The sequence below is a fragment of the Candidatus Halocynthiibacter alkanivorans genome (assembly GCF_003333265.1).
GTDB classification, from domain to species: Bacteria; Pseudomonadota; Alphaproteobacteria; order Rhodobacterales; family Rhodobacteraceae; genus Halocyntiibacter_A; species Halocyntiibacter_A alkanivorans.
In genome coordinates, this window is the sequence record NZ_QOLB01000155.1 from 25,290 (window position 1) to 48,688 (window position 23,399).

At 56.2% G+C, this 23,399-nt stretch carries 18 protein-coding genes, 2 tRNA genes and 1 pseudogene; 15 read left to right on the forward strand and 6 right to left on the reverse strand.

Annotation, left to right across the window (positions count from 1 at the left end):
- Window positions 1–400: 400 nt before the first annotated feature.
- Window positions 401–2,356: an acetate--CoA ligase gene (gene acs, locus DWA01_RS20085; RefSeq protein ID WP_114287592.1), complete on the reverse strand. Its 1,956-nt coding sequence runs from the start codon at window positions 2,354–2,356 to the stop codon at window positions 401–403.
- Window positions 2,357–2,796: 440 nt separating this feature from the next.
- Between acs and DWA01_RS20090 the strand changes: the two genes are divergently transcribed.
- The gene (locus DWA01_RS20090; protein WP_114287593.1) at window positions 2,797–3,774 is read left to right on the forward strand and encodes a phosphotransferase family protein; all 978 of its coding nucleotides are present in this window, start codon (window positions 2,797–2,799) and stop codon (window positions 3,772–3,774) included.
- A gap of 142 nt (window positions 3,775–3,916) precedes the next feature.
- Here DWA01_RS20090 and DWA01_RS20095 read toward each other — a convergent pair.
- Window positions 3,917–3,991: transfer RNA gene (locus DWA01_RS20095), tRNA-Asn, on the reverse strand.
- A gap of 575 nt (window positions 3,992–4,566) precedes the next feature.
- Between DWA01_RS20095 and DWA01_RS20100 the strand changes: the two genes are divergently transcribed.
- The 8 genes from DWA01_RS20100 (at window position 4,567) to argE (ending at window position 13,706) form a co-directional block, all read left to right on the forward strand.
- Window positions 4,567–5,838: a flavin-containing monooxygenase gene (locus tag DWA01_RS20100; RefSeq protein ID WP_114287594.1), complete on the forward strand. Its 1,272-nt coding sequence runs from the start codon at window positions 4,567–4,569 to the stop codon at window positions 5,836–5,838.
- A gap of 328 nt (window positions 5,839–6,166) precedes the next feature.
- Window positions 6,167–6,688 carry a 4-hydroxyphenylacetate 3-hydroxylase C-terminal domain-containing protein gene (locus DWA01_RS20105; RefSeq protein WP_114287595.1) on the forward strand — a complete coding sequence of 174 codons (522 nt, stop codon included), beginning with the start codon at window positions 6,167–6,169 and terminating at the stop codon, window positions 6,686–6,688.
- Window positions 6,689–6,791: 103 nt separating this feature from the next.
- The gene (locus tag DWA01_RS20110; protein ID WP_114287596.1) at window positions 6,792–7,208 is read left to right on the forward strand and encodes a RidA family protein; all 417 of its coding nucleotides are present in this window, start codon (window positions 6,792–6,794) and stop codon (window positions 7,206–7,208) included.
- Between the two features lie 4 nt (window positions 7,209–7,212).
- Window positions 7,213–7,887: a DUF1028 domain-containing protein gene (locus DWA01_RS20115; protein WP_114287597.1), complete on the forward strand. Its 675-nt coding sequence runs from the start codon at window positions 7,213–7,215 to the stop codon at window positions 7,885–7,887.
- 16 nt (window positions 7,888–7,903) lie between these two features.
- Window positions 7,904–9,400, forward strand: a complete 1,497-nt coding sequence (locus DWA01_RS20120; RefSeq protein WP_114287598.1) for an aldehyde dehydrogenase — start codon at window positions 7,904–7,906, stop codon at window positions 9,398–9,400.
- Window positions 9,401–9,427: 27 nt separating this feature from the next.
- Window positions 9,428–10,351, forward strand: a complete 924-nt coding sequence (locus DWA01_RS20125; RefSeq protein ID WP_114287599.1) for a LysR family transcriptional regulator — start codon at window positions 9,428–9,430, stop codon at window positions 10,349–10,351.
- A 119-nt stretch (window positions 10,352–10,470) separates the two neighbouring features.
- The gene (locus DWA01_RS20130) at window positions 10,471–12,540 is read left to right on the forward strand and encodes an oxidoreductase (protein WP_114287600.1); all 2,070 of its coding nucleotides are present in this window, start codon (window positions 10,471–10,473) and stop codon (window positions 12,538–12,540) included.
- Window positions 12,541–12,557: 17 nt separating this feature from the next.
- Window positions 12,558–13,706, forward strand: a complete 1,149-nt coding sequence (gene argE, locus DWA01_RS20135; protein ID WP_114287601.1) for an acetylornithine deacetylase — start codon at window positions 12,558–12,560, stop codon at window positions 13,704–13,706.
- A 207-nt stretch (window positions 13,707–13,913) separates the two neighbouring features.
- On the opposite strand, the pseudogene DWA01_RS23765 reads toward argE, so the two are convergent.
- A pseudogene (locus DWA01_RS23765) lies at window positions 13,914–14,009 on the reverse strand (electron transfer flavoprotein subunit alpha); the annotation flags it as partial.
- Between the two features lie 138 nt (window positions 14,010–14,147).
- On the opposite strand from DWA01_RS23765, the gene DWA01_RS20140 reads away from it, so the two are divergent.
- From DWA01_RS20140 to DWA01_RS20155, 4 genes are read left to right on the forward strand one after another with little or no spacing between them, the layout of a single operon-like run.
- The gene (locus tag DWA01_RS20140) at window positions 14,148–15,239 is read left to right on the forward strand and encodes an ABC transporter ATP-binding protein (RefSeq protein WP_114287602.1); all 1,092 of its coding nucleotides are present in this window, start codon (window positions 14,148–14,150) and stop codon (window positions 15,237–15,239) included.
- A complete protein-coding gene (locus tag DWA01_RS20145) occupies window positions 15,239–16,168 on the forward strand; it encodes an ABC transporter permease (protein ID WP_114287603.1) in 930 nt (309 codons plus the stop codon). The genes DWA01_RS20140 and DWA01_RS20145 overlap by 1 nt, the downstream gene beginning before the upstream one ends.
- A 3-nt stretch (window positions 16,169–16,171) precedes the next feature.
- A complete protein-coding gene (locus tag DWA01_RS20150; RefSeq protein WP_114287604.1) occupies window positions 16,172–16,981 on the forward strand; it encodes an ABC transporter permease in 810 nt (269 codons plus the stop codon).
- Window positions 16,982–17,001: 20 nt separating this feature from the next.
- Window positions 17,002–18,039 carry an extracellular solute-binding protein gene (locus DWA01_RS20155; protein ID WP_114287605.1) on the forward strand — a complete coding sequence of 346 codons (1,038 nt, stop codon included), beginning with the start codon at window positions 17,002–17,004 and terminating at the stop codon, window positions 18,037–18,039.
- Between the two features lie 764 nt (window positions 18,040–18,803).
- Here the strand turns inward: DWA01_RS20155 and DWA01_RS20160 are convergent.
- Both DWA01_RS20160 and DWA01_RS20165 read right to left on the reverse strand, forming a co-directional pair.
- Window positions 18,804–18,878, reverse strand: a tRNA-Asn gene (locus DWA01_RS20160).
- Between the two features lie 76 nt (window positions 18,879–18,954).
- Entirely contained in the window at window positions 18,955–19,851 is an 897-nt protein-coding gene (locus DWA01_RS20165) for an MBL fold metallo-hydrolase (RefSeq protein ID WP_114287606.1), read from the reverse strand.
- A 45-nt stretch (window positions 19,852–19,896) separates the two neighbouring features.
- Here DWA01_RS20165 and DWA01_RS20170 point away from each other — a divergent pair, with 45 nt between their 5' ends.
- On the forward strand, window positions 19,897–21,216 hold the full coding sequence (locus tag DWA01_RS20170) for an ATP-binding protein (protein WP_114287607.1): 1,320 nt from the start codon (window positions 19,897–19,899) through the stop codon (window positions 21,214–21,216).
- Between the two features lie 343 nt (window positions 21,217–21,559).
- Here the strand turns inward: DWA01_RS20170 and DWA01_RS20175 are convergent, their stop codons facing one another.
- Complete coding sequence (locus tag DWA01_RS20175; protein WP_114287608.1) at window positions 21,560–22,081, reverse strand: 2'-5' RNA ligase family protein; 522 nt, start codon at window positions 22,079–22,081, stop codon at window positions 21,560–21,562.
- Between the two features lie 308 nt (window positions 22,082–22,389).
- Here DWA01_RS20175 and iolG point away from each other — a divergent pair, with 308 nt between their 5' ends.
- Entirely contained in the window at window positions 22,390–23,388 is a 999-nt protein-coding gene (gene iolG / locus DWA01_RS20180; protein ID WP_200832628.1) for an inositol 2-dehydrogenase, read from the forward strand.
- Window positions 23,389–23,399: the final 11 nt, after the last annotated feature.

Below are 23,399 nucleotides of genomic sequence, written 5' to 3' on the forward strand. Positions count from 1 at the left end.
CCTGGCCCTGGCGTGGTGGAAAGTCAGATCGCCGCCCAGTCGGTAAACTTGTAATCCGCGACAGGTTCAGGTTGCGGAGTAGGAGCCGGTGAGGGTTCCTCAGGTACGGTTTGTTTTTCAGTGGCCATCTCACGTTCTCCTTACAGGTGTTCCGGCGGTCTGCAGAGACAGGCTGCCATAAATATAAGGAGAAAATGGGGCGCAATACGACCGGAACCAAGCACGATTACGGCCTGTTCATGCGATGTGTTCAGCCTGTGTTTCCATGTGATGTGCAAAGGGCGCCCGCCATAGGCTGACATTTTGCGCATGCGCGGACCTGTTTTTACTCAAGGACATCGGACAGGTCATTGTTCTTCTGCGGTCATGGCGCCGCCCCAAAGGGGCAGCGCCAAATGTTTCAACCGGCGTTGTGCACTGAATTTGCAATCAACTCTTCGACCACTGACGGATCTGCAAGTGTTGACGTATCACCCAGGCTGCCGGTGTCATTCTCGGCAATCTTGCGCAGGATGCGGCGCATGATCTTGCCTGAGCGGGTTTTGGGCAGGCCGGGCGCCCACTGGATCACATCTGGTTTGGCAATCGGGCCGATTTCGCGGCGCACCCAGGTCTCGAGTTCCTTCTTAAGCGCTGCGTCGGGTTCTTCGCCCTGCATCAGCGTCACGTAGGCATAGATGCCCTGACCTTTGATCTCATGCGGAAAACCAACCACCGCCGCCTCGGCCACTTTCGGATGCGCCACCAGTGCGCTTTCCACCTCGGCGGTGCCCATACGATGGCCCGAAACGTTGATCACGTCATCAACGCGGCCGGTGATCCAGTAATAGCCATCTGCATCGCGGCGGCAGCCGTCACCAGAAAAGAAATAGCCTTTGTATTGCTGGAAATAAGTTTCCTGAAACCGCTGATGGTCGCCATAAATGGTGCGCATCTGACCCGGCCAGCTGTCTTTGATGCAGAGCACGCCCTCGACGCCATTGCCTTGCAGTTCTTCACCCGTTGCCGCATCCAGAATGACCGGCTCGACGCCAAAAAACGGCAGGGTTGCAGAGCCGGGTTTGGTGGCGGTGGCGCCGGGCAGGGGGGTCAGCATATGGCCACCGGTTTCGGTCTGCCACCAGGTGTCCACGATCGGCGCTTTGCCCTTGCCGACCACCTCATTGTACCAGTTCCACGCCTCGGGATTGATCGGCTCGCCCACCGTGCCCAGCAATTTGATCGAGGACAGGTCGTATTTCTCCACTGGCGCATTGCCATGGGCCATCAATGCCCGGATCGCGGTTGGCGCAGTGTAGAACTGATTGACCTTGTGTTTTTCGCATACGGCCCAGAAACGGCCGGCGTCGGGCCAGGTGGGCACGCCTTCAAACATCAGCGTGGTGGCGCCATTGGCCAGCGGACCATAGACGATATAGCTGTGACCAGTGACCCAGCCCACATCGGCGCTGCACCAGAACACATCGCCGTCGTGATAATCAAAGGTGTATTGATGGCTGATCGCTGCAAAAGTCAGATAGCCGCCGGAACTGTGCACCACGCCTTTGGGTTTGCCGGTGGAGCCAGAGGTGTACAGGATGAACAGCGGGTGTTCCGCACCAACTTCCTCGGGCGGGCAATCGGCAGATGCCGCGGCCATTTCCGCTTTGACATCCACGTCGCGGGAGTCATCCCAGGTGGTCTGGCCGCCAGTATGTTTCACCACCAGGCAGCGCACATCGTCGGCGCAATGCAACAAGGCCGCGTCGGCATTGGATTTCAGCGCGGTGCGTCGACCGCCGCGCGGCGCTTCATCCGCAGTAATAAGCACTTTGGCGCCACAATCATTGACCCGGTTTGCCAGCGCATCGGGAGAAAAACCGGCAAATACAATCGAATGGATGGCGCCAAGCCGTGCACAGGCCAGCATCGCATAGGCAGCCTCCGGGATCATCGGCATGTAGATCACCACCCGGTCGCCCTTGGCCACGCCCTGGGACTTCAACACATTGGCAAATCGGTTTACCTTGTCGCTCAGCATAGTGTAGCTGATGTGCTGCGCCGGATCCTCGGGATTGTCGGGTTCAAAAATGATCGCGGTCTGCTCACCGCGGCTGGCCAGATGGCGGTCGATGCAATTGGCAGCGACATTCAATGTGCCGTCTGCAAACCATTCCACACTGACTTTGCCGTAGTCAAAACTGGTGTTTTTGACTTTGGAATAGGGTGTTATCCAGTCAAGACGCTTGCCCTGTTCGCCCCAGAACGCCTCGGGATCATTGACGGAGGCCGCGTACATTTTTTTGTAAGTTGCCTCGTCGGCGTGGGCATGTGCGCTGAATGCGGCACTGGGTGCGTAGGTCTTGCTGTCTGGCATGGTTCTCTCCCGTTATTCATGGCGGCGCCGGGCCGTCTGAAGATCATGCAAGGTGAATCGCAGATCTCTCCTCTTGATCTGATGTTTACACCATTTGCATGCAAACAGTGGCGTAAACCCTTTGACCGGTTCATCTATTTTGTGAATATCTTCACCATTCCACGCAGGTTTTGTAAATTGAATTAACTGAAATCAAATTTAATTGTGTAATTTCAGTGATATACGCTGACTTTTCAACATTTGTAGATGCAGAAAATTAACGAACACAGCAGGGGGGCTCGCTTTGAGCAGATCGAACTTCACCGTCATCACCTCAGTAACATATTGAGAAATATCTATGAAACTGATGGTGGCCGCCTTGTCCCGGACTCTGCAAGCGGTCCGCATTCCTACCACATATATCCCGGGACAAGGCTGTAAGACCTGTCTACTGTGGCGGCATGTCTCTTATTATCAAAGCCTTTTGCAAAGCTCATTTTGGTCAGGAGCCCGACCGTATCCAGACCCCGGGTGGGCGCCGGCGTAAAACCATTATCGTTGAATACGGCCCCGACCTCTATGTGGTGTCGCGGCGCAAGACCGTGGCCCGGGCGCGGCTGGAAGAGCATGTTTTAAAAGCGCTGGCGCCCACCGGTCACGTGCCTGGGTTTGTCGCGCGCTCTGAGCGCTATCTGGTGCAGGAGTATGTGCCCGGACAACGCTTGACCAAGGCACTGGAGACCGCAGCCCCGCAGCAACAACGACATCTGGTCAGTCTGGCACTGCAGACGCTGGCACAGTTGCAAGCCGCCGCGGCTCAGACCGGTTTGAGTGACCAGGCGCCTGCCATTGGAAAAAAAAAGGGCCTGGAAGACAGCCTGCTAACCCGGCCGGAAAGAATTGCCACGATTCTTGATATTGCTGCGCCGCGGTTTGATCGTGCGGCGTTGCGCCGGGATTTCACCACCGGCACGCCGGTGTTTGTCAAATGGGATGCACGTCCTGGCAACGCGCTGCTGCGCCCGGACGGATCGGTCTGCTGGTTTGACTGGGAAGACAGCGGGCGTTACGTCTCGCAAGCTGATCCGGCCTGGTTTCTCGCCGATGAGTGGTGTCCGGATTTTGGCGAAGACCCCTCGTTGGAAGGATTCGCACCTGAGGGTCTGGCGGACAGCCCCGAATATCTCAGCTTTGCCATTCTGCACAGCTGCCACCGGCTGTGGCTGATTCTGGACCGCAAAGGCAGCGGGCGCTGGTGGTCTTATGAGTCCTGCCTGGAGAACGACTATATCGGTGTCACAGCGCAGCATGTGGACCGGATCTGCACCCGGGCCGCCCGCTGGGCGTCGCGACTGGAGGGCGCTGAGGCGTTTCTGACGTTTTTTGCCGAAGTGAAGCGCAAAACAGCCGCAGCCGCGGATCGCAGCGCCACTGGTTGATCCCAGCACGCCAGTTGAGCCAGTTTACGCCTGAAAACAACGTTTCCGGACCGTGCAGCGCGTATTCAATTGTGATGGATTAACAGAGGTGCACCACATTACGGGATGCTGTTTTGCCAAACTCTTCACCAGAGGGGGAGTTTGGCTCCGACGGTAGGGATCGAACCTACGACCAATTGATTAACAGTCAACTGCTCTACCGCTGAGCTACGTCGGAACATGAGGCTGATATAGCCAGGGGATTCACCGGGTGCAAGCGTCTGTGGGTTTTTTTCATCATTTTGGGCAGAATTTTTTCTGAAGCTTTTCTGCGGCTGTTCAGCGGAACACGCCAGGGGCATGCAACGACAAAAGCGCCCCGGAAGGAACGCTTTTTATCTGCCTTACTCCAGAGGAGTAAGGGCTCCGACGGTCAGGATTGAACACACGACCAATTGATGAACAGGCGGGTTCACCATTCGTGCTGATGCCAGTGCCTGAATTGCGACGGATGGGCGGATTAGACGTCAGGAATTGCGGGACGCGAATTTGATCGCAGCGACAACAGGCGCGAGTTCGCACCCGACGCTACGCGGTCATCGCCTAAAACGGTCGGTGCAAGGTCCGTTGGCGCTCTGATCCTGGCTCTGATCAGTCGGAAACCAATAACGCTGCGCCCACGGTTCCTTTGTTGGTTAGCCTTAGCCAAAGCAATGCTTTTTGAAACCATATTTTCGACAAATTGAGGACTCCGGTAGGTTGATGCTCAGACGCGCTGAAAATCGTGGAATGCCAAGATCAGAGGACCAAAACATGTCGATTGAAAAAGTAGATACGCTCGTTGTTGGCGCGGGCCAGGCCGGTGTCGCCATGAGCGAACACCTGACCAGGAATGGCGTACCGCACCTCGTACTGGAGCGCGACAGAATTGCTGAACGCTGGCGCACGGGACGCTGGGATTCGCTGGTTGCCAATGGGCCTGCCTGGCATGATCGTTTCCCTGGTCTGGAGTTTGCCGATACCGATCCCGATGCCTTCGTATCCAAAGAGAGCGTCGCGGACTATTTCGTAGAATATGCGAATTTGATCGACGCTCCTATCCGCTGTGGTGTGGAAGTTAAGAAAGCCGAGCAACTTGCTAATCGCGCGGGCTTTCGTGTTGAAACGTCTGACGGCGTGATTGAAGCAAAAAGCATTGTGGCCGCCACCGGCGCCTTCCAGTGCCCGGTTGTCCCGCCGGTTGTTCCGAAAGAAACGGACATCGTACAGATGCACTCGTTCGATTACCGCAATCCTGGTCAGCTTCCGGACGGCGCGGTGATGGTCGTCGGTGCAGGGTCGTCAGGTGTGCAGATTGCGGATGAACTGATGCGTGCCGGCAAGAAGGTTTACCTTTCCGTGGGCCCACATGATCGTCCGCCACGCGCCTATCGCGGACGCGACAATGTATGGTGGCTGGGCGTTCTCGGAATGTGGGATGCTGCTGCTATGAAGCCAGGTACAGAACGGTTCACAATCTGTGTAAGCGGTGCCCGCGGTGGTCATACGGTCGACTTTCGGGATATGGCGGCCCAGGGCATAACACTTGTTGGTATGACGCAGAAATTTGAAGATGGCGTTTTGTCCTTCGCAGCAGATCTTGCCGAGAATGTCGCCAATGGCGATGCCGGCTATCTGTCCATGCTTGATGCTGCCGACTCTTATGTCACCCGCAATGGGCTCGACTTGCCGGAAGATCCTGAAGCGCGCGATTTTGGTCCCGTCCCGGAAAGTGTAAACGATCCGGTTCTCGAATTGAATCTGGTCGAAGCCAGCATAAACTCAATTATCTGGGCAACTGGGTTTTCTCAAGATTTCAGCTGGTTAAAAGTCGATGCCTTTGACGAGGCGGGAAAGCCAAAACACCAAAAAGGTGTGTCTTCAGAGCTTGGGGTCTACTTTTTGGGGTTGCCCTGGCAATCCTGTCGGGGCTCCACCTTTATCTGGGGGGTCTGGCACGACGCCAAACATGTGGCGGACCATATCGCGACCCAGCGAAAATACCTGGAATACAAGCGGCCATGCGAAAGTGTTCCCCAAAGCTGATACCTTAATTGCGCGGGCAAAGCCCGGGTGAGCGCAGCTCAGTTCGCGTTTGAGATACATTGGTTCTGTTCCTGCTTACCTTTCAGTTTTCAGGTCACATGGCTGAGCCGGGCTGCGCTTGCAGTCCTGTTCTTTTGTGGGAATTCAGGGCCAATGCACCTCTGGTACAACAGGTTCAATAAGTGCCTCAAGCATGGTGGATTAGGCATAAGCTTATCAGCGATGAGACAGACAGTTCTTTCAAACCAGAAACCCGATGTGAAATTCTGCAGGTGAAACACGATCCGCAGGTCCCTTTTCGGGATGGTTGCAGCCTGAGGAGGCCACGATGATATGTACAGGCGACCGGTATAGGGACTCGATCCGCGCAAAACGTGACGTCTATATCAATGGTGAACCCGTCAATGACGTCACCACTCACCCACGGTTCAAACCGCTGGATGATCTCGCCCGCGAGTTTTGTGGCGGACAGATCTGTGGAACCCCTGATGCAGCGGCCTTTCAGAACCCTGAGACCAGGCCGTGGATGGACAAATATTTTACCATCACCGGGGACTGGGCCGCCGGGTACCGTCGCAAACTATTGGCTTTGACCCGCGACATGCTCAACGCTGATTTCGCGGGCCATCGTTTGTATTTTCAGCTTTTCTCCCGGTCTCCGCCCTTTGCGCACCTTGCTGCCGTCTGTCGCAACTTCGACTGGGGCGGTCCGCGCGCCTTTGTCAAAGACGTCGCGGGTCAGTCCGGCATTGTAATGGGGGAACGGTCTTTGACCTCCAGGGACACAGCGGTGTTGAACTGGTTTTCGAACGACATTGCGTCCCAGACGTCCGAAATTGCAGTGGGGTGATCCGCCAGTCAACCGCAGCGGCCCATCTCCGTTGCAAAGCACCAGCCTCACGTAGCTCCGCCACACCTTCTTCGCGCATAATAATAACTTGATGGAGATCGAAATGACCCATACACGAATCCGCAAATTCAACACATCCGAGACCTACCCGGAACAGAACCTGGACAACGACCTGTGTCAGGCCGTCGTGACCCAGGGCGGAAAGACCGTGTATCTGCGCGGCCAGTGCCCTCAGAACCTGGATGATGCGGCAAACATCACCAGCCACGACCCCGTTGAGCAGACCCATAAGGTGATGCAGAACATCCGTCAGCTGATTGAAGAATCCGGCGGTCAGATGGAGCATCTGGTCAAGGTGGTGGTCTATATCACCGATGTGCGCCACCGCGAGGCCGTCTATCGCACCATGGGCGAATATATCAAAGGGGTGCACCCGGTCTCGACCGGGCTGGTGGTTCAGGCGCTTGCACGGCCTGAATGGCTGGTTGAAATCGACGGCACCGCCGTGATCCCGGCTTAAGGGTATGACATTTTCGCTTGTCGCCCGCTGCGCAAAAACCGGTATGTTCGGTATCGCAATTTCATCTTCCTCCCCTGCCGTGGCTGCACGCTGCGCGTTTGCACGCGCCGGTGTCGGCGCTGTGGCTTCGCAAAATGTGACTGACCCGACGCTTGGACCGCTTGCTCTGGATTTGATGCAAAGCGGTCTCAGCGCCAAAGAAACCATCGAAGCTGTGGTGGCGCAGGGCAAATTCATCGAATACCGACAGGTGCTTGCGGTGGACCGCAGCGGCGGAACCGCAATTCACTCCGGGCCCAACTCGCTGGGAATCTGGACACAGGCCCAGGACGAGAACGTCGCTTCGGGCGGGAATCTGCTGGCGAATGAAGGCGTGCCACAGGCCATTGTTGACGCGTTCCTGGCATCATCTGGCCACCTTGGCGACCGGTTGATTGCCGCTATGCGCGCGGCGCTTGCAGCCGGGGGCGAGGCCGGGGCGGTGCATTCGGCCGGGATGAAGATCGTCGACAAGGTCAGTTGGCCGGTGGCGGATCTGCGCTGTGACTGGACCGAAGATTGCCCGATCGAAGCCATAGCCACGGCATGGGACATCTACAAACCACAGCTGGACGCCTACATCCAGCGCGCGCTCGATCCGCGTGCGGCACCGTCTTATGGCGTGCCTGGTGACCAGTGAAGACAGGGAAAGAGACATGCAGAATTACACCTATCAAGATTGGAAATCCCGTGCCGGACAGCTTTCATTCCGGGGGCAGGCCTTTATCGACGGCAAGTTCGTCAATGCGGTTTCCGGTAAAACCTACGACAGCATCAACCCGGCAACAGGCGAGGTTTTAACCGCTGTCGCGGAATGTGACGCTGAAGATGTGGATCTGGCTGTCGCGGCAGGACGCAGCGCTTTTGAAAAGGGTGTCTGGTCACGTATGGCACCGGGCGACCGTAAGACCGTTCTGTTGAAATTGGCGGATCTGATCCGTGCCCATCTGGAAGAGATGGCGTTGCTGGACAGTCTCGACATGGGCAAGCTGGTCACTGATGCCGTGACCGTTGACGCGCCCGGAAGCGCACATTTCTTCCAATGGTATGCCGAAGCCATCGACAAGATCTATGACGAGGTAGCCCCGACGGGACCGGGCGATCTGGCGCTGGTGAAGCGGGTACCACTTGGTGTGGTCGGCGCGGTAACACCGTGGAACTTCCCACTGGACATGGCCACCTGGAAGGGCGCAGCTGCCCTGGCTGCCGGCAATTCAGTGGTGCTCAAACCAGCGGAGCAATCGCCGCTTTCAGCTTTGCGGCTGGCCGAACTGGCGGCTGAGGCCGGTGTGCCCGATGGCGTGTTCAACGTGGTGCCTGGCTTTGGTGCCACCGCGGGCAGAGCGTTGGGTCTACATATGGATGTCGATTGTCTGGCATTTACCGGCTCGACCGCGATCGGCAAGATGTTCATGCAGTATTCCGGGCAATCCAACCTGAAACAGGTCTGGCCTGAAACAGGTGGCAAGAGCCCCAACCTGATATTTGCGGATTGCGAGGATCTGGACACGGCTGCGGATATGGCGGCATTTGGTATCTTCTTCAATCAGGGCGAGGTGTGCTCGGCAAATTCACGATTGTATGTCGAACGCTCGGTCAAAGATGCTTTTGTTGAAAAGATGATCGCAAGGGCAGGGGCGACCCAACCCGGCGACCCGCTTGATCCTGCTTCGAAAATGGGCGCGATTGTCGACGAAAAACAAACCCGGGGCATCATGCGGTTTATCGAGGAAGGCAAGAAGACAGCCAACCTTGTCGCCGGAGGTGAGCGTGTCACGGTGGGTGGCAAAGGTTGTTTTATTCAACCAACTATATTTGACGATGTTGCCCATAACAATCCGCTTGCACGGGATGAAATCTTTGGTCCGGTTTTGTCGATCATTGCTTTCGACAGTGAAGATGAGGCCGTTGCAATGGCCAACGACAGTATCTACGGGCTGGCCGCGTCCGTCTGGACCGACAATCTTAGCCGGGCCTGCCGTGTGTCGGACCGGCTGAACGTTGGAACCGTGTCGGTCAACACAGTAGATGCATTGTCTGTTCAGACACCATTCGGCGGCATGAAACAATCCGGTTTCGGGCGCGACCTTTCTTTGCACGCCCTTGATAAGTATACTGCTTTGAAAACCACCTGGATAAAATACAAAGCTTAGTACAACAAAAGGGATCGGGGAAACGCGATGCTGAGATACACTCTCAGACAGTTGGAGTATTTCGTTGCTGTCGGAGAAGCCGGAAGCATCGCCCTGGCCTCAGAGAAGGTCAATGTGTCGTCGCCGTCAATTTCGGCGGCGATCAACCAGCTTGAAAAGGAATTCGGGCTTCCTCTGTTTGTCCGTCAACATGCGCAGGGCTTGTCACTGACACTCGCCGGGCGACGCATGATGGAACAGGCAAAGTTTGTTCTTCAGGAAGCCGACAGGCTGATGGACCTGGCCGGGGATATTTCCGGGACTGTACGCGGTCCGTTGTCCATCGGATGCATGGTTACATTTGCTCAGGTTGTTCTGCCATCCGTGCGGCGGAGTTTCGAAACCGAATTCCCCGAAGTGCGCGTGCGTCAGTACGAACTAAACCAGTCAGAAATATTCAGTGCTCTTCGGCGGGCTGAAATTGATGTTGCACTGACATATGACCTGGAATTGCCTGCCGATCTGCAATTCGTTTCTCTGTTGGAACTCCCTCCTTACGCCATCGTCAATGAAACGCACCCATTGGCGCATTTGCCATCGGTTTCCGTGGAGGAGCTAAAGAGCCACCCGATGGTCTTGTTGGATCTGCCGTTCAGTGCGGACTATTTCCTGTCGTTCTTTACTCAGATAGACGCCAAGCCAATAATTGCAGAACGGTCAAGGGATATGGCTGTGATGCGCAGCCTTGTGGCCAACGGGTTTGGTTATTCAATTGCCAATGTGCGCCCCCTGAATGATTTTTCGCCGGACGGGAAACCTCTGAAATTCATTCCTCTTGTCGGAGCCGTGCGACCGATGCGAATGGGGCTGTTAATGTCAACCGACGCGGAATCCGCCAGTGTCGTGCGCGCTTTCGTCCTGCATTGCAGCGACCGGCTTCAAAGTGGCGGTTTTACAGGCCTGGGCGGTTAGCAGCAGCAAAGCACCCAGGGTCAGTTAGTTTCCCCCTAATCAATGCTTTCACAAGCTTGTCTTTCGATCTTTGGGCCGCACGCTATTCTTGAGCAAACCCGCTTTCTGAGGAGGCAACATTGCGCGATCCCCGCTATGATATACTTTTCGAACCGATGCAGATCGGTCCTGTCACCGCCAAGAACCGGTTCTACCAGGTTCCGCACTGCAACGGCGGTGGCTACCGCGACCCCTCGGCCGCTGCTGCTATGCGCGGCATTAAGGCCGAAGGCGGTTGGGGGGTGATCTTCACCGAACAGTGCGAGATGCACCATACCTCGGAAATTACCCCTTTCATCGAGCTGCGGTTGTGGGAGGACAAAGACATTCCACAGCTTCGCAAGATGTCGGAGAAGATGAAAGAACATGGCGCGCTTGCGGGTATTCAGCTGGCCTATTCCGGTATCAATGGACCGAACCTGTACTCCAAAGAAGTACCCATGGCGGTTTCTGCCATGCCGATCCGCACGTTTACCAACGATCCGATGCAGGCCCGGGCATTGGACAAGTCCGACATCCGCGATTTACGCCGCTGGTTCGTGAACGCTGCCAAACGTTCAAAACTGGCCGGTTTTGACCTGATCTGCCTTTACGGCGCCCACGGGTTTGGAATTTTTCAACACTTTCTCAGCCGCGCCACAAACCAACGCAGTGACGAATATGGCGGCAGCCTGGAGAACCGGTCACGCTTTGTGAATGAGGTTATTGCCGATATCAAAGATGCTGTTGGCGACACTATGGGCATCACGCTTCGCGTCAGCCTTGATGAGACCATCGGCGACCTGGGGTTTTCTAACGCCGAAGTGCGCGACTTTGTCGAAATGAACAAGGATCTGCCAGACCTTTGGGACCTCGCGCAGGGCACCTGGGAAGATTGCTCCGGTCCGTCGCGCTTCACAGATGAGGCCGCGCAACAGGAGTTGGTCAGGGGTATTCACGATCTGACAGACAAACCCATTGTGGGTGTGGGCCGGTTTACCTCTCCCGACACGATGGTCAAACAGATCAGGTCCGGCCTGCTCGATTTCATCGGTTGCGCGCGCCCGTCGATTGCCGATCCTTTTCTGCCGAAGAAAATAGAAGAGGGCCGGATCGAGGACATCCGTGAATGTATCGGTTGCAACATCTGCATCACCGGTGACATGACCATGTCGATCAGCCGCTGCACCCAGAACCCGACATTCATGGAAGAATGGCGCAAGGGCTGGCACCCTGAAAAGATGAACGCGAAAGGCAACAGTTCCAACGTTCTGGTTGTCGGGTCCGGTCCCGCCGGGCTGGAAGCAGCGCGCGCCCTGTCGGAGCGCGGCTATGATGTTGCCATCGCCGAAGCCACAACCGAACTTGGTGGGCGCGTGGCACGCGAGCGCCTCCTTCCCGGGCTCAGTGCCTGGGGGCGGGTGCTGGAATACCGTGAATATCAGATCAGCCAGAAAGCGAACGTCGAAACTTATTTCGACAGCGAGTTGGATGCGGCAAGCATCCTGGAATTCGGCTTTGAGAACGTCTGTATCGCGACCGGTTCGAAATGGCGGCGCGACGGGGTGAGCCGACAGCACGTGGTTCCTTTTGCCATGGATGCCTCCATGCCGGTTTTTACACCGGACGATATCATGGGCGGGAAGCTGCCCTCGGGCAAAGTGGTGATCTATGATGATGACCATTATTACATGGGGGGCGTTCTGGCGGAGCTTTTGCGCAAAGAAGGCTGTGAGGTCACGATCATCACGCCTGCGGCCTACCTGTCGGACTGGACCAACAACACGCTGGAACAGCATGCAATCCATAAGAAACTGGCTGAAATGGGCGTCGGGATCGTACTGAACCGGGGCGTAACCGAAATTGGCAACGGCCATGTGGTGTCCAACTGCGTCTATACCGACACAACCACCCGGTTTGGATGCGAGGCTGTTGTAATGGTGTCATCGCGCCTGGAAAACAATCAGGTCTTCAACGACCTGAAGGCGCGTGAAGCCGAATGGGCGGATGCTGGGATCAAATCGGTCAAAATCATCGGTGACGCGAATGCGCCGGGGCCTATTGCCTGGGCCACCTATGCCGGTCACCGGTATGCGCGGGAACTGGATGGCGAAGATCCCGGTGATACGCTGCCCTTCCGCCGCGAAATCACCGAGCTGGCTTTGGATTGAGGAGCGATCGTGCAGCAATGTCTCAGACGTTAGAAAACCTCGGGCGGCTGATCGGGTTCAACTCGGTCAGCGCGAGGTCCAATCTTGATATTATCGGTTTCATCGAAACTTATCTGCGTGAGCGCGGGTTTCGATTGACGCGAATTTCCGATGCCACCGGTCAAAAGGCGGGGCTTTTTGCCGAAACCGGCCCGTCCGGGGGCGGCCTGCTATTGTCAGGTCATACCGATGTCGTGCCGACCGAGGGGCAGGTCTGGACCCGCGATCCGTTCCGGTTGTCACACGAAAGTGGCAAGTACTACGGGCGCGGTACCACCGATATGAAGGGCTATCTGGCCTGTATGCTGAGCGCGGCGGATAAGGCAGCAAAGCGTGATCTGAAAGAGCCGCTGAAACTGACCTTTTCCTATGACGAGGAAATTGGCTGCGTCGGGATCCAGCATATGGCTGATCGGCTTGCTCCGCTCCTGGGTACTCCACGTGCCTGTTTCGTCGGGGAACCGACAGAGATGCGTGTGGCAGTCGGGCACAAGGGCAAGGCGGCGATCAAAGCGACCTGTAACGGGCAAAGTGGACACTCCGCCCTGGCGCCTAAGTTCGTGAACGCATTGCATCTGGCCGCGGAATTTGTGGTCGAACTGGGCAAGGTCCAGACGTGGCTTGCAACGCAAGGCGCGCACGACGCGGCTTATGATATCGCCTGCAGCACAGTGCATATTGGCAAGCTCACTGGCGGCGTTGCCCTGAATATCGTTCCCGACCACGCTGAGTTGATCCTTGAATACCGCCATCTCGCGGCGGACCGGCAAGACATGATCATGGATCTGATCCGGGACGCGGCCACCCGTGTGGCCAGACGATATCAGCCCGACTATCCTGAGGCGAAAATCGCGCTGGACCGCTACAATGCCTATCCTGGCCTCGATGTTTCAGAGGGCGCTCCTGTGGTTGCCCTGGCGCAGCGTCTCGCAGGCAATCAGGAGGTCACCAAGGTTGCCTTTGGTACTGAAGCCGGCGTTTTTGCAAGCCTTGGTGTTCCGACAATCGTATGTGGTCCCGGGTCTATGGAAGGACAGGGCCATAAACCTGATGAATACATTTCTGGGGAGCAACTCGCTGCCTGCGATCGCATGATGGATCGTATTGTGGACGAGATTGCCATTTAGGGACAAGGCCAGGATCGTATGTGACCGGAGCTCCGCTGAAGCCTCCTGAACCCAGGGGAACCCGAAGACATTGGCTGGGAAGCCATCGAGGGGCGGTGGCGCCTGCTGGTAGCTTTGATCCGCGTGGTCCCGGGCGCGCCATCTTCGGCGGCAGGTTTTCCGCGACTAAGGTTAAGTACCACGTGACTTTTTGCTTTCGCGAACAGATCACGATCCTGCCTGAAACAGGTCGGCAACCAGGGCGAAGTCAGCATCCTGGAAAGCCAGAGCCTCCTGGTCTTTGTTGATCGCCACGACGATCTTCGGGGTGTTGACCTGGCGCAATCAGGCCTCGGGGCCGTCGTTAGGCTGAAGCTAATGAACGCTGAGGAATACAGTTCTTAAGGTACATCCACCGCCTTTCTATACTGCCTGCAATACGGCTGTGCCGAGGGAGGGACCATGCCAGAAGACCAATCAATAGCCATTGACGTCCGCGACGCTGTAAAGCGCTATGGCGATTTTACCGCGTTAAAGAAGATATCGCTTTCCATCCTGGACAACGAGTTTTTCACTCTTCTGGGCCCTTCCGGCTGTGGCAAAACAACGCTTTTGCGCATGATCGCCGGATTTGAAGATGTAACCGAAGGCGAGATCTATCTTTTTGGTGACGAGATCGAGAACTTGCCGCCGCATCAGCGCCCGGTGAACACCGTGTTCCAGAACTATGCATTGTTTCCGCATATGACGGTCCTGGAAAATGTGGCGTTCGGCCTGGAAATGCGGGGCAATTCCAGGGCGCAGGCCCGCACTCGTGCTGGCGAAATGCTGGAGCTGGTGCAATTGTCGCAATTTGCTGCACGCAAACCGTCGCAGCTTTCGGGTGGTCAGCAGCAGCGCGTGGCGCTTGCGCGTGCGCTTGCACCGCAGCCGAAAGTTTTGCTGTTGGACGAGCCTTTGTCCGCGCTGGATCTGAAGCTTCGCAAGTCGATGCAACTGGAGCTGAAATACTTGCAACGCGAGACCGGTATTACGTTCATTTTTGTGACTCACGATCAGGAAGAGGCGCTGACCATGTCCGACCGTATCGCGGTCATGTCCGAGGGCGAATTGCAGCAACTGGGCGCGCCGCGGGACATTTACGAGCGCCCGCACAATAAGTTCGTGGCTGATTTCATCGGAGAAACCAACCTTTTGGAAGTCTCGGTGGACAACATAATTAATGGTCGTGCGATCTGCCATCTTGGCGGCGGGCACGAACTGACCTGCAATGAAGTTGATGGCATTGGTGTCGGGTCGAAGGTCCATATGTCCGTGCGCCCGGAACGTCTGTTTATTTCAGACGATCCGACAGAAGGCGGATGCCTGAAGGGCAGGGTGCAGGAGAATATTTTCGCAGGCACCGATATTACGACCATCATTAACCTTGCGGACGGGCCAAACTTCACCGTCAGAACGTCTAACTCCGAGCGCGGAAACAAACGCATTTTTGAACCCGGAAACGAAGTGTTCGTCAACATGGAGATGGGGGCGGCACGCCTCCTCGCGGACTGATGGCGGCGGGAGCAACACGCGGCGGCGGCGTAACCACCGACACATACAAGGAAGCACGTACCTGGTTGCTCATGCCAGCCTGGCTCGTCCTCCTGGTGCTGTCTCTGGCCCCGGTGTCCATGATATTGATCTACTCGTTCCTGACCAAGGAGTTCAGGGGCGGGGTGATCTGGGACTTCAGCCTCGCGGCTTACGATCAGTTTTTCTTTGATCGCGGGCTGTTCGGGGATGAAGCGCCAAGTATCGAATGGACCTATATCACCATCTTCTGGCGCTCGATCTGGCAGGCGGGTGCCGCCACGCTTCTCAGCTTGATTATCGGTTTTCCAACCGCTTATTTCATTGCGACACGGCCTGAAAAGGTTCGGCCAATCTGGGTCTTCCTGGTCACCATCCCCTATTGGGTCAACCTGCTGATCCGGACTGTTTCGATGAAGTTCCTGCTGCGCGATCAGGGGCCGCTGAACGATTTCCTGATGTCCACCGGTCTTATCGACAGCCCAATTCACATTGTGAACACAAATTTCGCGGTGCAGCTGGGGCTGTTCTATTCATATCTGCCTTTCATGGTCCTGCCGATTTATGCCTCTGTTGAACGCTACAATTTTTCCTTGAGCGAAGCAGCGGCTGATCTTTATGCCACCAAATGGGTGGCCCTGCGGCGCATTCTGTTGCCCGCTATAAAGCCTGGCGTGATCGCAGGTTGTATCCTGGTGTTCGTCCCGTCACTGGGCTCGTTTCTCGCGCCAGATCTCCTGGGAGGGGCAAAGAACTTCATGATCGGCTCGCTCATTGAAGAGCAGTTCAAAGGCAATGCGGGCAACTGGCCATTTGGTGCCGCCGCCTCGATGATCCTGCTGACCATGGTTCTGATCATCTTACTTATCTTCGCGCGCCAGCAGGCCAAAGCAGAGAAGCGGGAGGGCTAAGTGATGGCAAAATCAAAATATGACATCAAATCGTACCGCGGCTTCGGCGCCATGACACTACTGTGCCTGGTGGTTCTTTATGCACCATTGATTGTGGTCACGATCTACAGTTTCAACGCGTCAAAATCGATCACCGTATGGGAGGGACTTTCGCTTCGTTGGTACGTCGATGTTTTCAGCGGGCCCGAAAGCGCGAAATTCAAACTGGCGGCCTGGAACAGCTTTGTGATCGCCATTGTAGCTTCGACAATCTCGACAGCGATAGCGACCCTGGCAGCGACCGCCATCGTGCGGGGCGGCAAGTTCCGGCTGCGTACCGTCTCTGTCGGGTTGATCTCTTTGCCGCTGATGGTACCGGAAATCGTGACTGCCGTGGCGACGTTGATCTTTTTCAACTACATCGGCATTGAACGCGGATTACTGACGATCCTGTTAGCCCATATCGCCTTTTGCATCCCCTTTGCCTACCTGCCGATCGCGGCACGGATGCAAGGCATCGAGGACAGCTACGAGCAAGCCGCGATGGATCTCTATGCCACCAAACGACAGGTCTTCACCAGGATCCTGCTCCCTTTGATGGCACCCGGCATTATCTCTGGTTACCTGCTCTCTTTCATCGTTTCGCTGGACGATTTCATCATCACCAACTTCGTCAAAGGCGCGGGTATTGAAACACTGCCAACAGCCATTTTCGGCGCAGTGAAACAGGGCATCAAGCCCAACATTATGGCCATTTCGACCATGCTGCTCGCCGTGTCGGTCGTCATGGTCACGATCTCATACTTCGTCAGCAAGACAGACAATACAAAGTAACCCAACAGATGGAGAACTCTATGAAAACCCTATTCAAAACTACGGTTGCAGCATCCGCTATTGCATTGTCAGCCAGCGTTGCCCTGGCCGAAGAAAAAGTGGTTGTTTACCACTGGTTCGAGTATATCCCTCAGGAACTCCTGACCAAGTTCACATCTGAGACCGGCATCGAAGTGGTGATGGACACATACGACTCCAACGAAGCCATGTTGGCCTCGCTGAAAGCGGGTGGGATCGGGACCTATGATGTATCGGTGCCGGGCGACTATATGGTCAAGATCATGGCAAACGAGGGCCTGTTGGGCACGATTGCCGAAGGAGAACTTGTCAACAAAAGAAACATCGAAGCTCAGTGGCTGGACGTCGATTTTGATCCGGGCCGCAAGCACTCGATCCCCTACCAGTGGGGCTCGACAGCGTTTGCCGTGAACCGTGACGTCTTTCAGGGCGACATTAACACCACCGACATCCTGTTCAATCCGCCGGCCGAATTGTCCGGCAAGGTCAACATGCTTGACAGCCAGGGTGAAGTTCTGGCGATGGCATCGTTGCATCTCGGCATTCCGCAGTGCTCAACCGACCGGGACCAATTGAGGGCGTTGGACGCGATGCTGCAGGAAGCCAAAACCTATTGGGCATCATTCAACTCTGATACCGCGAAAGAAGTGTTGGTATCCGGTGACGCTGCAGCAGGCATGATCTATAACGGTTTCTCGGCCAAAGCGCGTGAAGAAGGTGCAAATGTAGAATACGCCTATCCGAAACAGGGCTACATTGCCTGGATGGACAACGTTGTTTTGCTGAAGGACGCTCCGAACCGCGATAACGCTCTCAAATTCATGGACTTCCTGCTTGATCCGGAAAATGTCGCAGCGCTGACGAACTGGACCCAATATTCTGCAGGTGTTGAAGGCGTTGCTCCATTGCTTGGCGAAGCCCTTCGCACTCTGCCAGAGGCAAACCCGCCCGCGGAGGCCGGACCGGCTACGTTCATTGAGGTGTGCGACGCACAAACTCAGGCAATCTACGACAAGATTTGGACGAATGTAAAAAAGTAGGCGCTGGTTATACCTGTGCTCAGGCCAGTTAGCCTGAGCACAGGGTTGCCTCACGTTGCGCAAGAACAAGCGACGCTATTGTGGTGCAGGGAGCGAGGGCTTTGGAACCGGGATGAAGCGCTTAGAAAATCATTCTGGCCGGCGCGTGGTTTCGTTTTTTGTTTCACTCACCTTGGATGAAATAGTTCGGTCATTGCAGTTGCCAGATATGATTTCTACAACTGGCTCGCGTTTTGAGCGTGGCTTCACGGCCGAGACTCTTTTCCACCAATAGATATAGGGTCCGACGCTGACATCGTTTGAAATGGGGCTGTCGTTATTTGGCGCCACTCATTTTAGTCTCGGCAGCTTTTTTGCACGCAGTTAATACTGTTGGCGAGGGCGCCCAATTGACGTTGTCCGACCAAATTACTGCGGCTGGAAGTGGCGCGTGGCTCAGGAGGTTGCTCCAACCAACCGTGATCATCACTGCGGAATCCAACATTGCGGATAACCACTTAATATTCAAAATATATGGTGTTGCAATATAGGCCGTTCAAACGAGCGTTAACGCTTGGGGGAACCACGCGTGTGGGTTTCCCAAGAATTTGAAAACTTTGGAATATCTGGAGACGATTACCGGGATCGACCAGTGTTCACGAACTTGCAATCCGGTTTGTCCTGCAGTGTGCTTTGTCCGGTGACAGGTTCGGTGACAAGTCAAAATTCCCGGCGGATCTAAAAAGCCAAAAAGCCCTTAACCGATTGAGGTTAAGGGCTTTTTATGGCTCCGACGGTAGGGGTCGAACCTACGACCAATTGATTAACAGTCAACTGCTCTACCACTGAGCTACGTCGGAACATGAGGCTGATATAGCCAGGGGTTCCGGAGGGCGCAAGCGGATTTTGCGGCAAAATTTCAAAAGTTCCTATTTTTTACTCAGAAATTGAAAACATCGCATCCACCGAAAGTTCAGGCCGGGCGGCGGCTCGTTTTTTACCAACCAGATCAATCAGATGTGCAAAGCAATTGCGCTCTGCGATCGGCCACATCCTGGCATCAATATCGGCATAGACCCGCGCGGTCAGCACAGCGAGACTTTGTTCATCTGCCTGCGTAAGCGCCAGCAGAACATCATCTTCACGTTTGCGCCGGTGAGCGATCAGCCAGTCCAGCCGTGCCGCCGGGTCATGGATCGGCGCGCCATGGGCCGGGTAGTGAATGCGGGCGTCAACCGCGGCCAGGCGGGCACAGGAGCCCATAAAATCGCTCAGATCACCATCGGGCGGCGATACCAGCGAGCTGGCCCAGCCCATCACCAGATCTCCGGTAAACACCGCGTCCCCCCATTCAAAACACAGGTGATTGCCGAAATGGCCTGGTGTCCACATCGCCCGCAGGCTCCAGTCGCCATGGCTGATCTCTTCTCCGTCAGCCAACAGCACGTCAGGGGCAAAATCGTGATCAACCCCTTCGCCGCCACCGGTGAGCCCCTGGTCCGCCAGCTGCTGCATCGCCTCAGACTTGCCCGCCAGACTGTCACCAAAGGCCAGAACCGGCGCGCCGGTGGCTTCGGACAAGGCGCGCGCCAGCGGCGAGTGATCGAGATGGGAATGGGTAATAAAAATATGGCTGATACGCTCGCCCGGAGCCAGCGCTTCCAGAATGCGCGCCTGATGTTCTGGCAGTGCCGGGCCGGGGTCGATCACCGCGACCTCACCTTGCCCGACCAGAAACGTATTGGTGCCCCAATGTGTCATCGGCGAGGCATTGGGTGCCAGAACGCAGCGCAGCCCCTGTTGCGGCGTGCTGATTACCTGCGTGCCATCCATCTTTCACCCTTTCCAAATCGTCCCTCTGCGCGGTAGTCCTAACAGATGTTCTTTGCCTGGCTCAAACGCTATATGCCCCGTGGTCTTTATGGCCGTGCCGTTCTTATTCTGCTGATGCCGATCATCATGTTGCAACTGGTGGTCTCGGTGGTGTTTGTTCAACGCCATTTTGAACGTGTCACCGTGCAGATGACCAATGATATCGAACTGGAACTGGCCGCCTTGCTAAGCCAGGTGGGGGCGGCGAGTGATATTGATGCTGCGGCAATCGCTGCCAGCCGGTATGGCGTGCCGCTGGAACTCAGTACGAAATTTATCTCGACACCGGAACAAACTGACAATTTGTATCGTTGGTATGATTTTTCCGGCCGGGTGGTGATCGGCGTTCTGCGCGCCCGGTTTCCCAACCTGCGCCAGATTGATCTGGCCTCGGACGAAGGCCGGGTGCAGCTGCGCTTTATCACCCGCTACGGCCCGTTTCAGGTTGATTTTCGCCGCGACCGGGTGTCGGCCAGAAACCCGCATCAGTTTCTGGTGCTGATGGCGGTGACCGGGGCGCTGATGGCAGCGATTTCCATCATTTTCCTGCGCAATCAGCTGCGCCCGATCCGCCGTCTTGCCCGGGCTGCAGAGGATTTCGGCAAGGGGCGCAGCGTGTCGTATAAACCACTTGGCGCCACCGAAGTGCGGGCGGCTGGCATGGCCTTTCTCGACATGCGGGGCCGTATTGAGCGCCAGATCGAACAGCGCACCATGATGCTGTCCGGTGTCAGCCATGATTTGCGTACGCCCCTTACCCGGTTGAAACTGCATTTGTCGATGATGGATGACTGCGATGATACCCGGGATATGTCGCGTGATATCAATGATATGGAGCGGCTTCTTGATGAATTCCTGTCCTTCGCCAAGGGCGAATCCCTGGACAATCCGCAAATAACCGACCCGGCAGGGCTTGTGCAGGATCTGGTTTCACGCCTGGCCATGAGCGGCGAGGTGTTCGTGGGGAAGTGCAGCGGCGAAGGTACGCTGTCATTGCGGCCCCTGGCGGTGGGGCGGGCGCTTGAAAACCTGATCGGCAATGCGCTGCGCCACGGCAGTTGCGCCAGGCTGAGCTATATGATGAGCGACCGTGCGCTGGTATTTTCTGTGGAAGATGACGGCCCCGGCATACCGGCAGAAAAGCGCGATGAAGCGCTGAAACCGTTTGCCCGCCTGGATCAGGCCCGCAATCAGAACGATGGCGGTGGTGTGGGGCTGGGACTGTCGATTGCCAATGATATTGCCCGCGGGCACGGCGGCTCACTCCGCCTTGGCTCAAGCGCTTCTCTTGGTGGGCTGCGGGTAGATCTGATACTTGCGCGTTGAGTTGCAACAATGTTAACGCCGCTTAACCAGACGTTAATTTCTCCGCCAAAACAACTGAATGTTAATCCTGCATTTATCTTTGCCTCAGATAAATACGGGAGTTCAGTGGGAGGCAAGTGGGACAGTGAAAGCGATTTTGGCAGCAGCAGGTGTAATTTTTGTATTGTCCGGTGCCAGTGCCGTGCGCAGTGATTCCGGCAAGGCCTCGCCGGAAAATGTGCCGGCCATCTCCGCGTATCCGGACGCGGTTACGCGATAAGATATACGCGCTCTGACGGGGATCCGGCAGCGCAACATGAATTCTGAAAAACGCAGTCGCGGTGGTGCTGCAATGATCGCCCCTTCAGCCAAAAACGGCGGCGGACAAGTCGAAGGATGCGACCCTGCGCCAGTCCTTTACCGGGATGTCGCGCGAAGACCGTACAATCTCTATTCGTTCAGCTTGCAGCGGCCCGCCAATGAATTCCTGCGACACCGTATCCGCCAGCGCCAGCGTGGCCAGTGCGTCACCACCATAAGCAAGACTGATATGTGCGGGGTCAATGCGGTTGGAATCGTCCAGCAACCGCTCCGCCAGTTCACTGCGGGCGTGTTGCAATACGGCGGGCAGGGTGGCGTTCAGGTAAAGCGCCATGAAATAGCTGTCGCCACGGCCCAGAGACGTAATCGTCACACCGCCGGCACCCAGGGACGCGCAAATCTCTTCACAGGCGCGGCTGATATCTTCCAGCGGGCGGTCAATCTCTCCGACCAACGTAATATGGGGTGCAAAAACGGGCGCTCCCGTCGCCTGTGCCAGGCAGGACACTGCTTGTTGCAGCCGCTTCTGGTCCGCGGCAGAAAATGTGAGCCAGAGTGAGTACATGCCTGTTCTTTCTGAAATGAAGCGCTGGCGAAGCAGCCGCGTGATCGGGTTCCGGATCTACATATCTTCATTTTGTTGCTGCTGCCAAGCTCCTAGTCGCTGGAAGCCGCCTGGCGCTGAAACGACGTGGATACCCGCGCTTATCATTCATAATCTGCGATTATCCGCGAATTTTCACACCATTTGAAATTAGCGCTTGCGTATTTTTGCAACCGGTTGCATTTCTGTTGTCAAAGCGGCAGCTGCCTCAGCTCAAGAACAGGATCACGGGGGGACCACCCCGGGCTTCTCAAGTAAAGGACTACATTATGACTCGTATCGGACTTCTCGGCGCAGGCCGCATCGGACGTGTTCACGCCAAAGCCATCGCCGGTCAGAGCAACGCGACGCTGGTTGCAGTTGCCGACGCGTTTGAAGCTGCCGCCAATGAGGTTGCCGGCGAATATGGCTGCGACGTGCGTACGGTGGATGCGATCCTGGCAGCGGATGATATTGATGCGGTGGTGATCTGCACCCCGACCAATACCCATGCCGATCTGATCGAAAAATTCGCCCGTGCCGGCAAAGCGATCTTTTGCGAGAAGCCGATCGATCTGGACCTGAAGCGGGTGCGCGAATGTCTTGCTGTGGTTGAAGACTGCGGCGCCACTTTGATGCTTGGTTTCAACCGTCGTTTTGACCCGCATTTCGCGGCCGTCAAAGACGCAATTGCTACCGGCAAGATTGGCAAAGTGGAACAGGTCAATATCACCTCGCGTGATCCCGGTCTGCCACCACTGGACTATATCGATGTCTCCGGCGGTATTTTTCGCGACATGACGATCCACGATTTCGACATGGCACGTTTCCTGCTTGGCGACGAGATCGCAACGGTGCAGGCTTCGGCCTCCTGCCTGGTTGATGCCAAAGTCGCGGAACACAATGATTTTGACACGGCCTCGGTCATCCTAACCACCGGCTCGGGCCGCCAGTGCGTAATTTCCAACTCCCGCCGCGCCACTTATGGCTATGACCAGCGCATCGAGGTGCATGGCTCTGACGGCATGATCGCGGCAGAAAATCAGCGCCCGGTGTCGATCGAGATCGCCAATGGTGACGGGTTTACCCGGCCGCCGCTGCATGATTTCTTCATGACCCGTTACACCGAAGCCTATGCCGCAGAAATCGCTGCATTTGTTGCCGCAATCAATGACGGCACCGCAGCGACCCCATCGGGAAAAGACGGTGAAGCCGCGCTGGCGCTGGCGGAAGCGGCGCTGAAATCTGTGGCTGAGGGCCGCGCCGTCAGCCTGACGGAACTGGTCTGAGCACGGGGGAG

What these genes read in the sequence shown, in the direction of transcription:
- DWA01_RS20175 (WP_114287608.1), bottom strand. Translation starts at nt 22,081, where the DNA reads ATGTACTCACTCTGGCTCACATTTTCTGCCGCGGACCAGAAGCGGCTG.
- DWA01_RS20170 (WP_114287607.1), top strand. Translation starts at nt 19,897, where the DNA reads ATGTTCTTTGCCTGGCTCAAACGCTATATGCCCCGTGGTCTTTATGGC.
- acs (WP_114287592.1), bottom strand. Translation starts at nt 2,356, where the DNA reads ATGCCAGACAGCAAGACCTACGCACCCAGTGCCGCATTCAGCGCACAT.
- DWA01_RS20115 (WP_114287597.1), top strand. Translation starts at nt 7,213, where the DNA reads ATGACATTTTCGCTTGTCGCCCGCTGCGCAAAAACCGGTATGTTCGGT.
- DWA01_RS20150 (WP_114287604.1), top strand. Translation starts at nt 16,172, where the DNA reads ATGGCAAAATCAAAATATGACATCAAATCGTACCGCGGCTTCGGCGCC.
- DWA01_RS20125 (WP_114287599.1), top strand. Translation starts at nt 9,428, where the DNA reads ATGCTGAGATACACTCTCAGACAGTTGGAGTATTTCGTTGCTGTCGGA.
- DWA01_RS20105 (WP_114287595.1), top strand. Translation starts at nt 6,167, where the DNA reads ATGATATGTACAGGCGACCGGTATAGGGACTCGATCCGCGCAAAACGT.
- DWA01_RS20110 (WP_114287596.1), top strand. Translation starts at nt 6,792, where the DNA reads ATGACCCATACACGAATCCGCAAATTCAACACATCCGAGACCTACCCG.
- iolG (WP_200832628.1), top strand. Translation starts at nt 22,390, where the DNA reads ATGACTCGTATCGGACTTCTCGGCGCAGGCCGCATCGGACGTGTTCAC.
- DWA01_RS20090 (WP_114287593.1), top strand. Translation starts at nt 2,797, where the DNA reads ATGTCTCTTATTATCAAAGCCTTTTGCAAAGCTCATTTTGGTCAGGAG.
- DWA01_RS20140 (WP_114287602.1), top strand. Translation starts at nt 14,148, where the DNA reads ATGCCAGAAGACCAATCAATAGCCATTGACGTCCGCGACGCTGTAAAG.
- DWA01_RS20145 (WP_114287603.1), top strand. Translation starts at nt 15,239, where the DNA reads ATGGCGGCGGGAGCAACACGCGGCGGCGGCGTAACCACCGACACATAC.
- DWA01_RS20100 (WP_114287594.1), top strand. Translation starts at nt 4,567, where the DNA reads ATGTCGATTGAAAAAGTAGATACGCTCGTTGTTGGCGCGGGCCAGGCC.
- DWA01_RS20165 (WP_114287606.1), bottom strand. Translation starts at nt 19,851, where the DNA reads ATGGATGGCACGCAGGTAATCAGCACGCCGCAACAGGGGCTGCGCTGC.
- DWA01_RS20120 (WP_114287598.1), top strand. Translation starts at nt 7,904, where the DNA reads ATGCAGAATTACACCTATCAAGATTGGAAATCCCGTGCCGGACAGCTT.
- argE (WP_114287601.1), top strand. Translation starts at nt 12,558, where the DNA reads ATGTCTCAGACGTTAGAAAACCTCGGGCGGCTGATCGGGTTCAACTCG.
- DWA01_RS20155 (WP_114287605.1), top strand. Translation starts at nt 17,002, where the DNA reads ATGAAAACCCTATTCAAAACTACGGTTGCAGCATCCGCTATTGCATTG.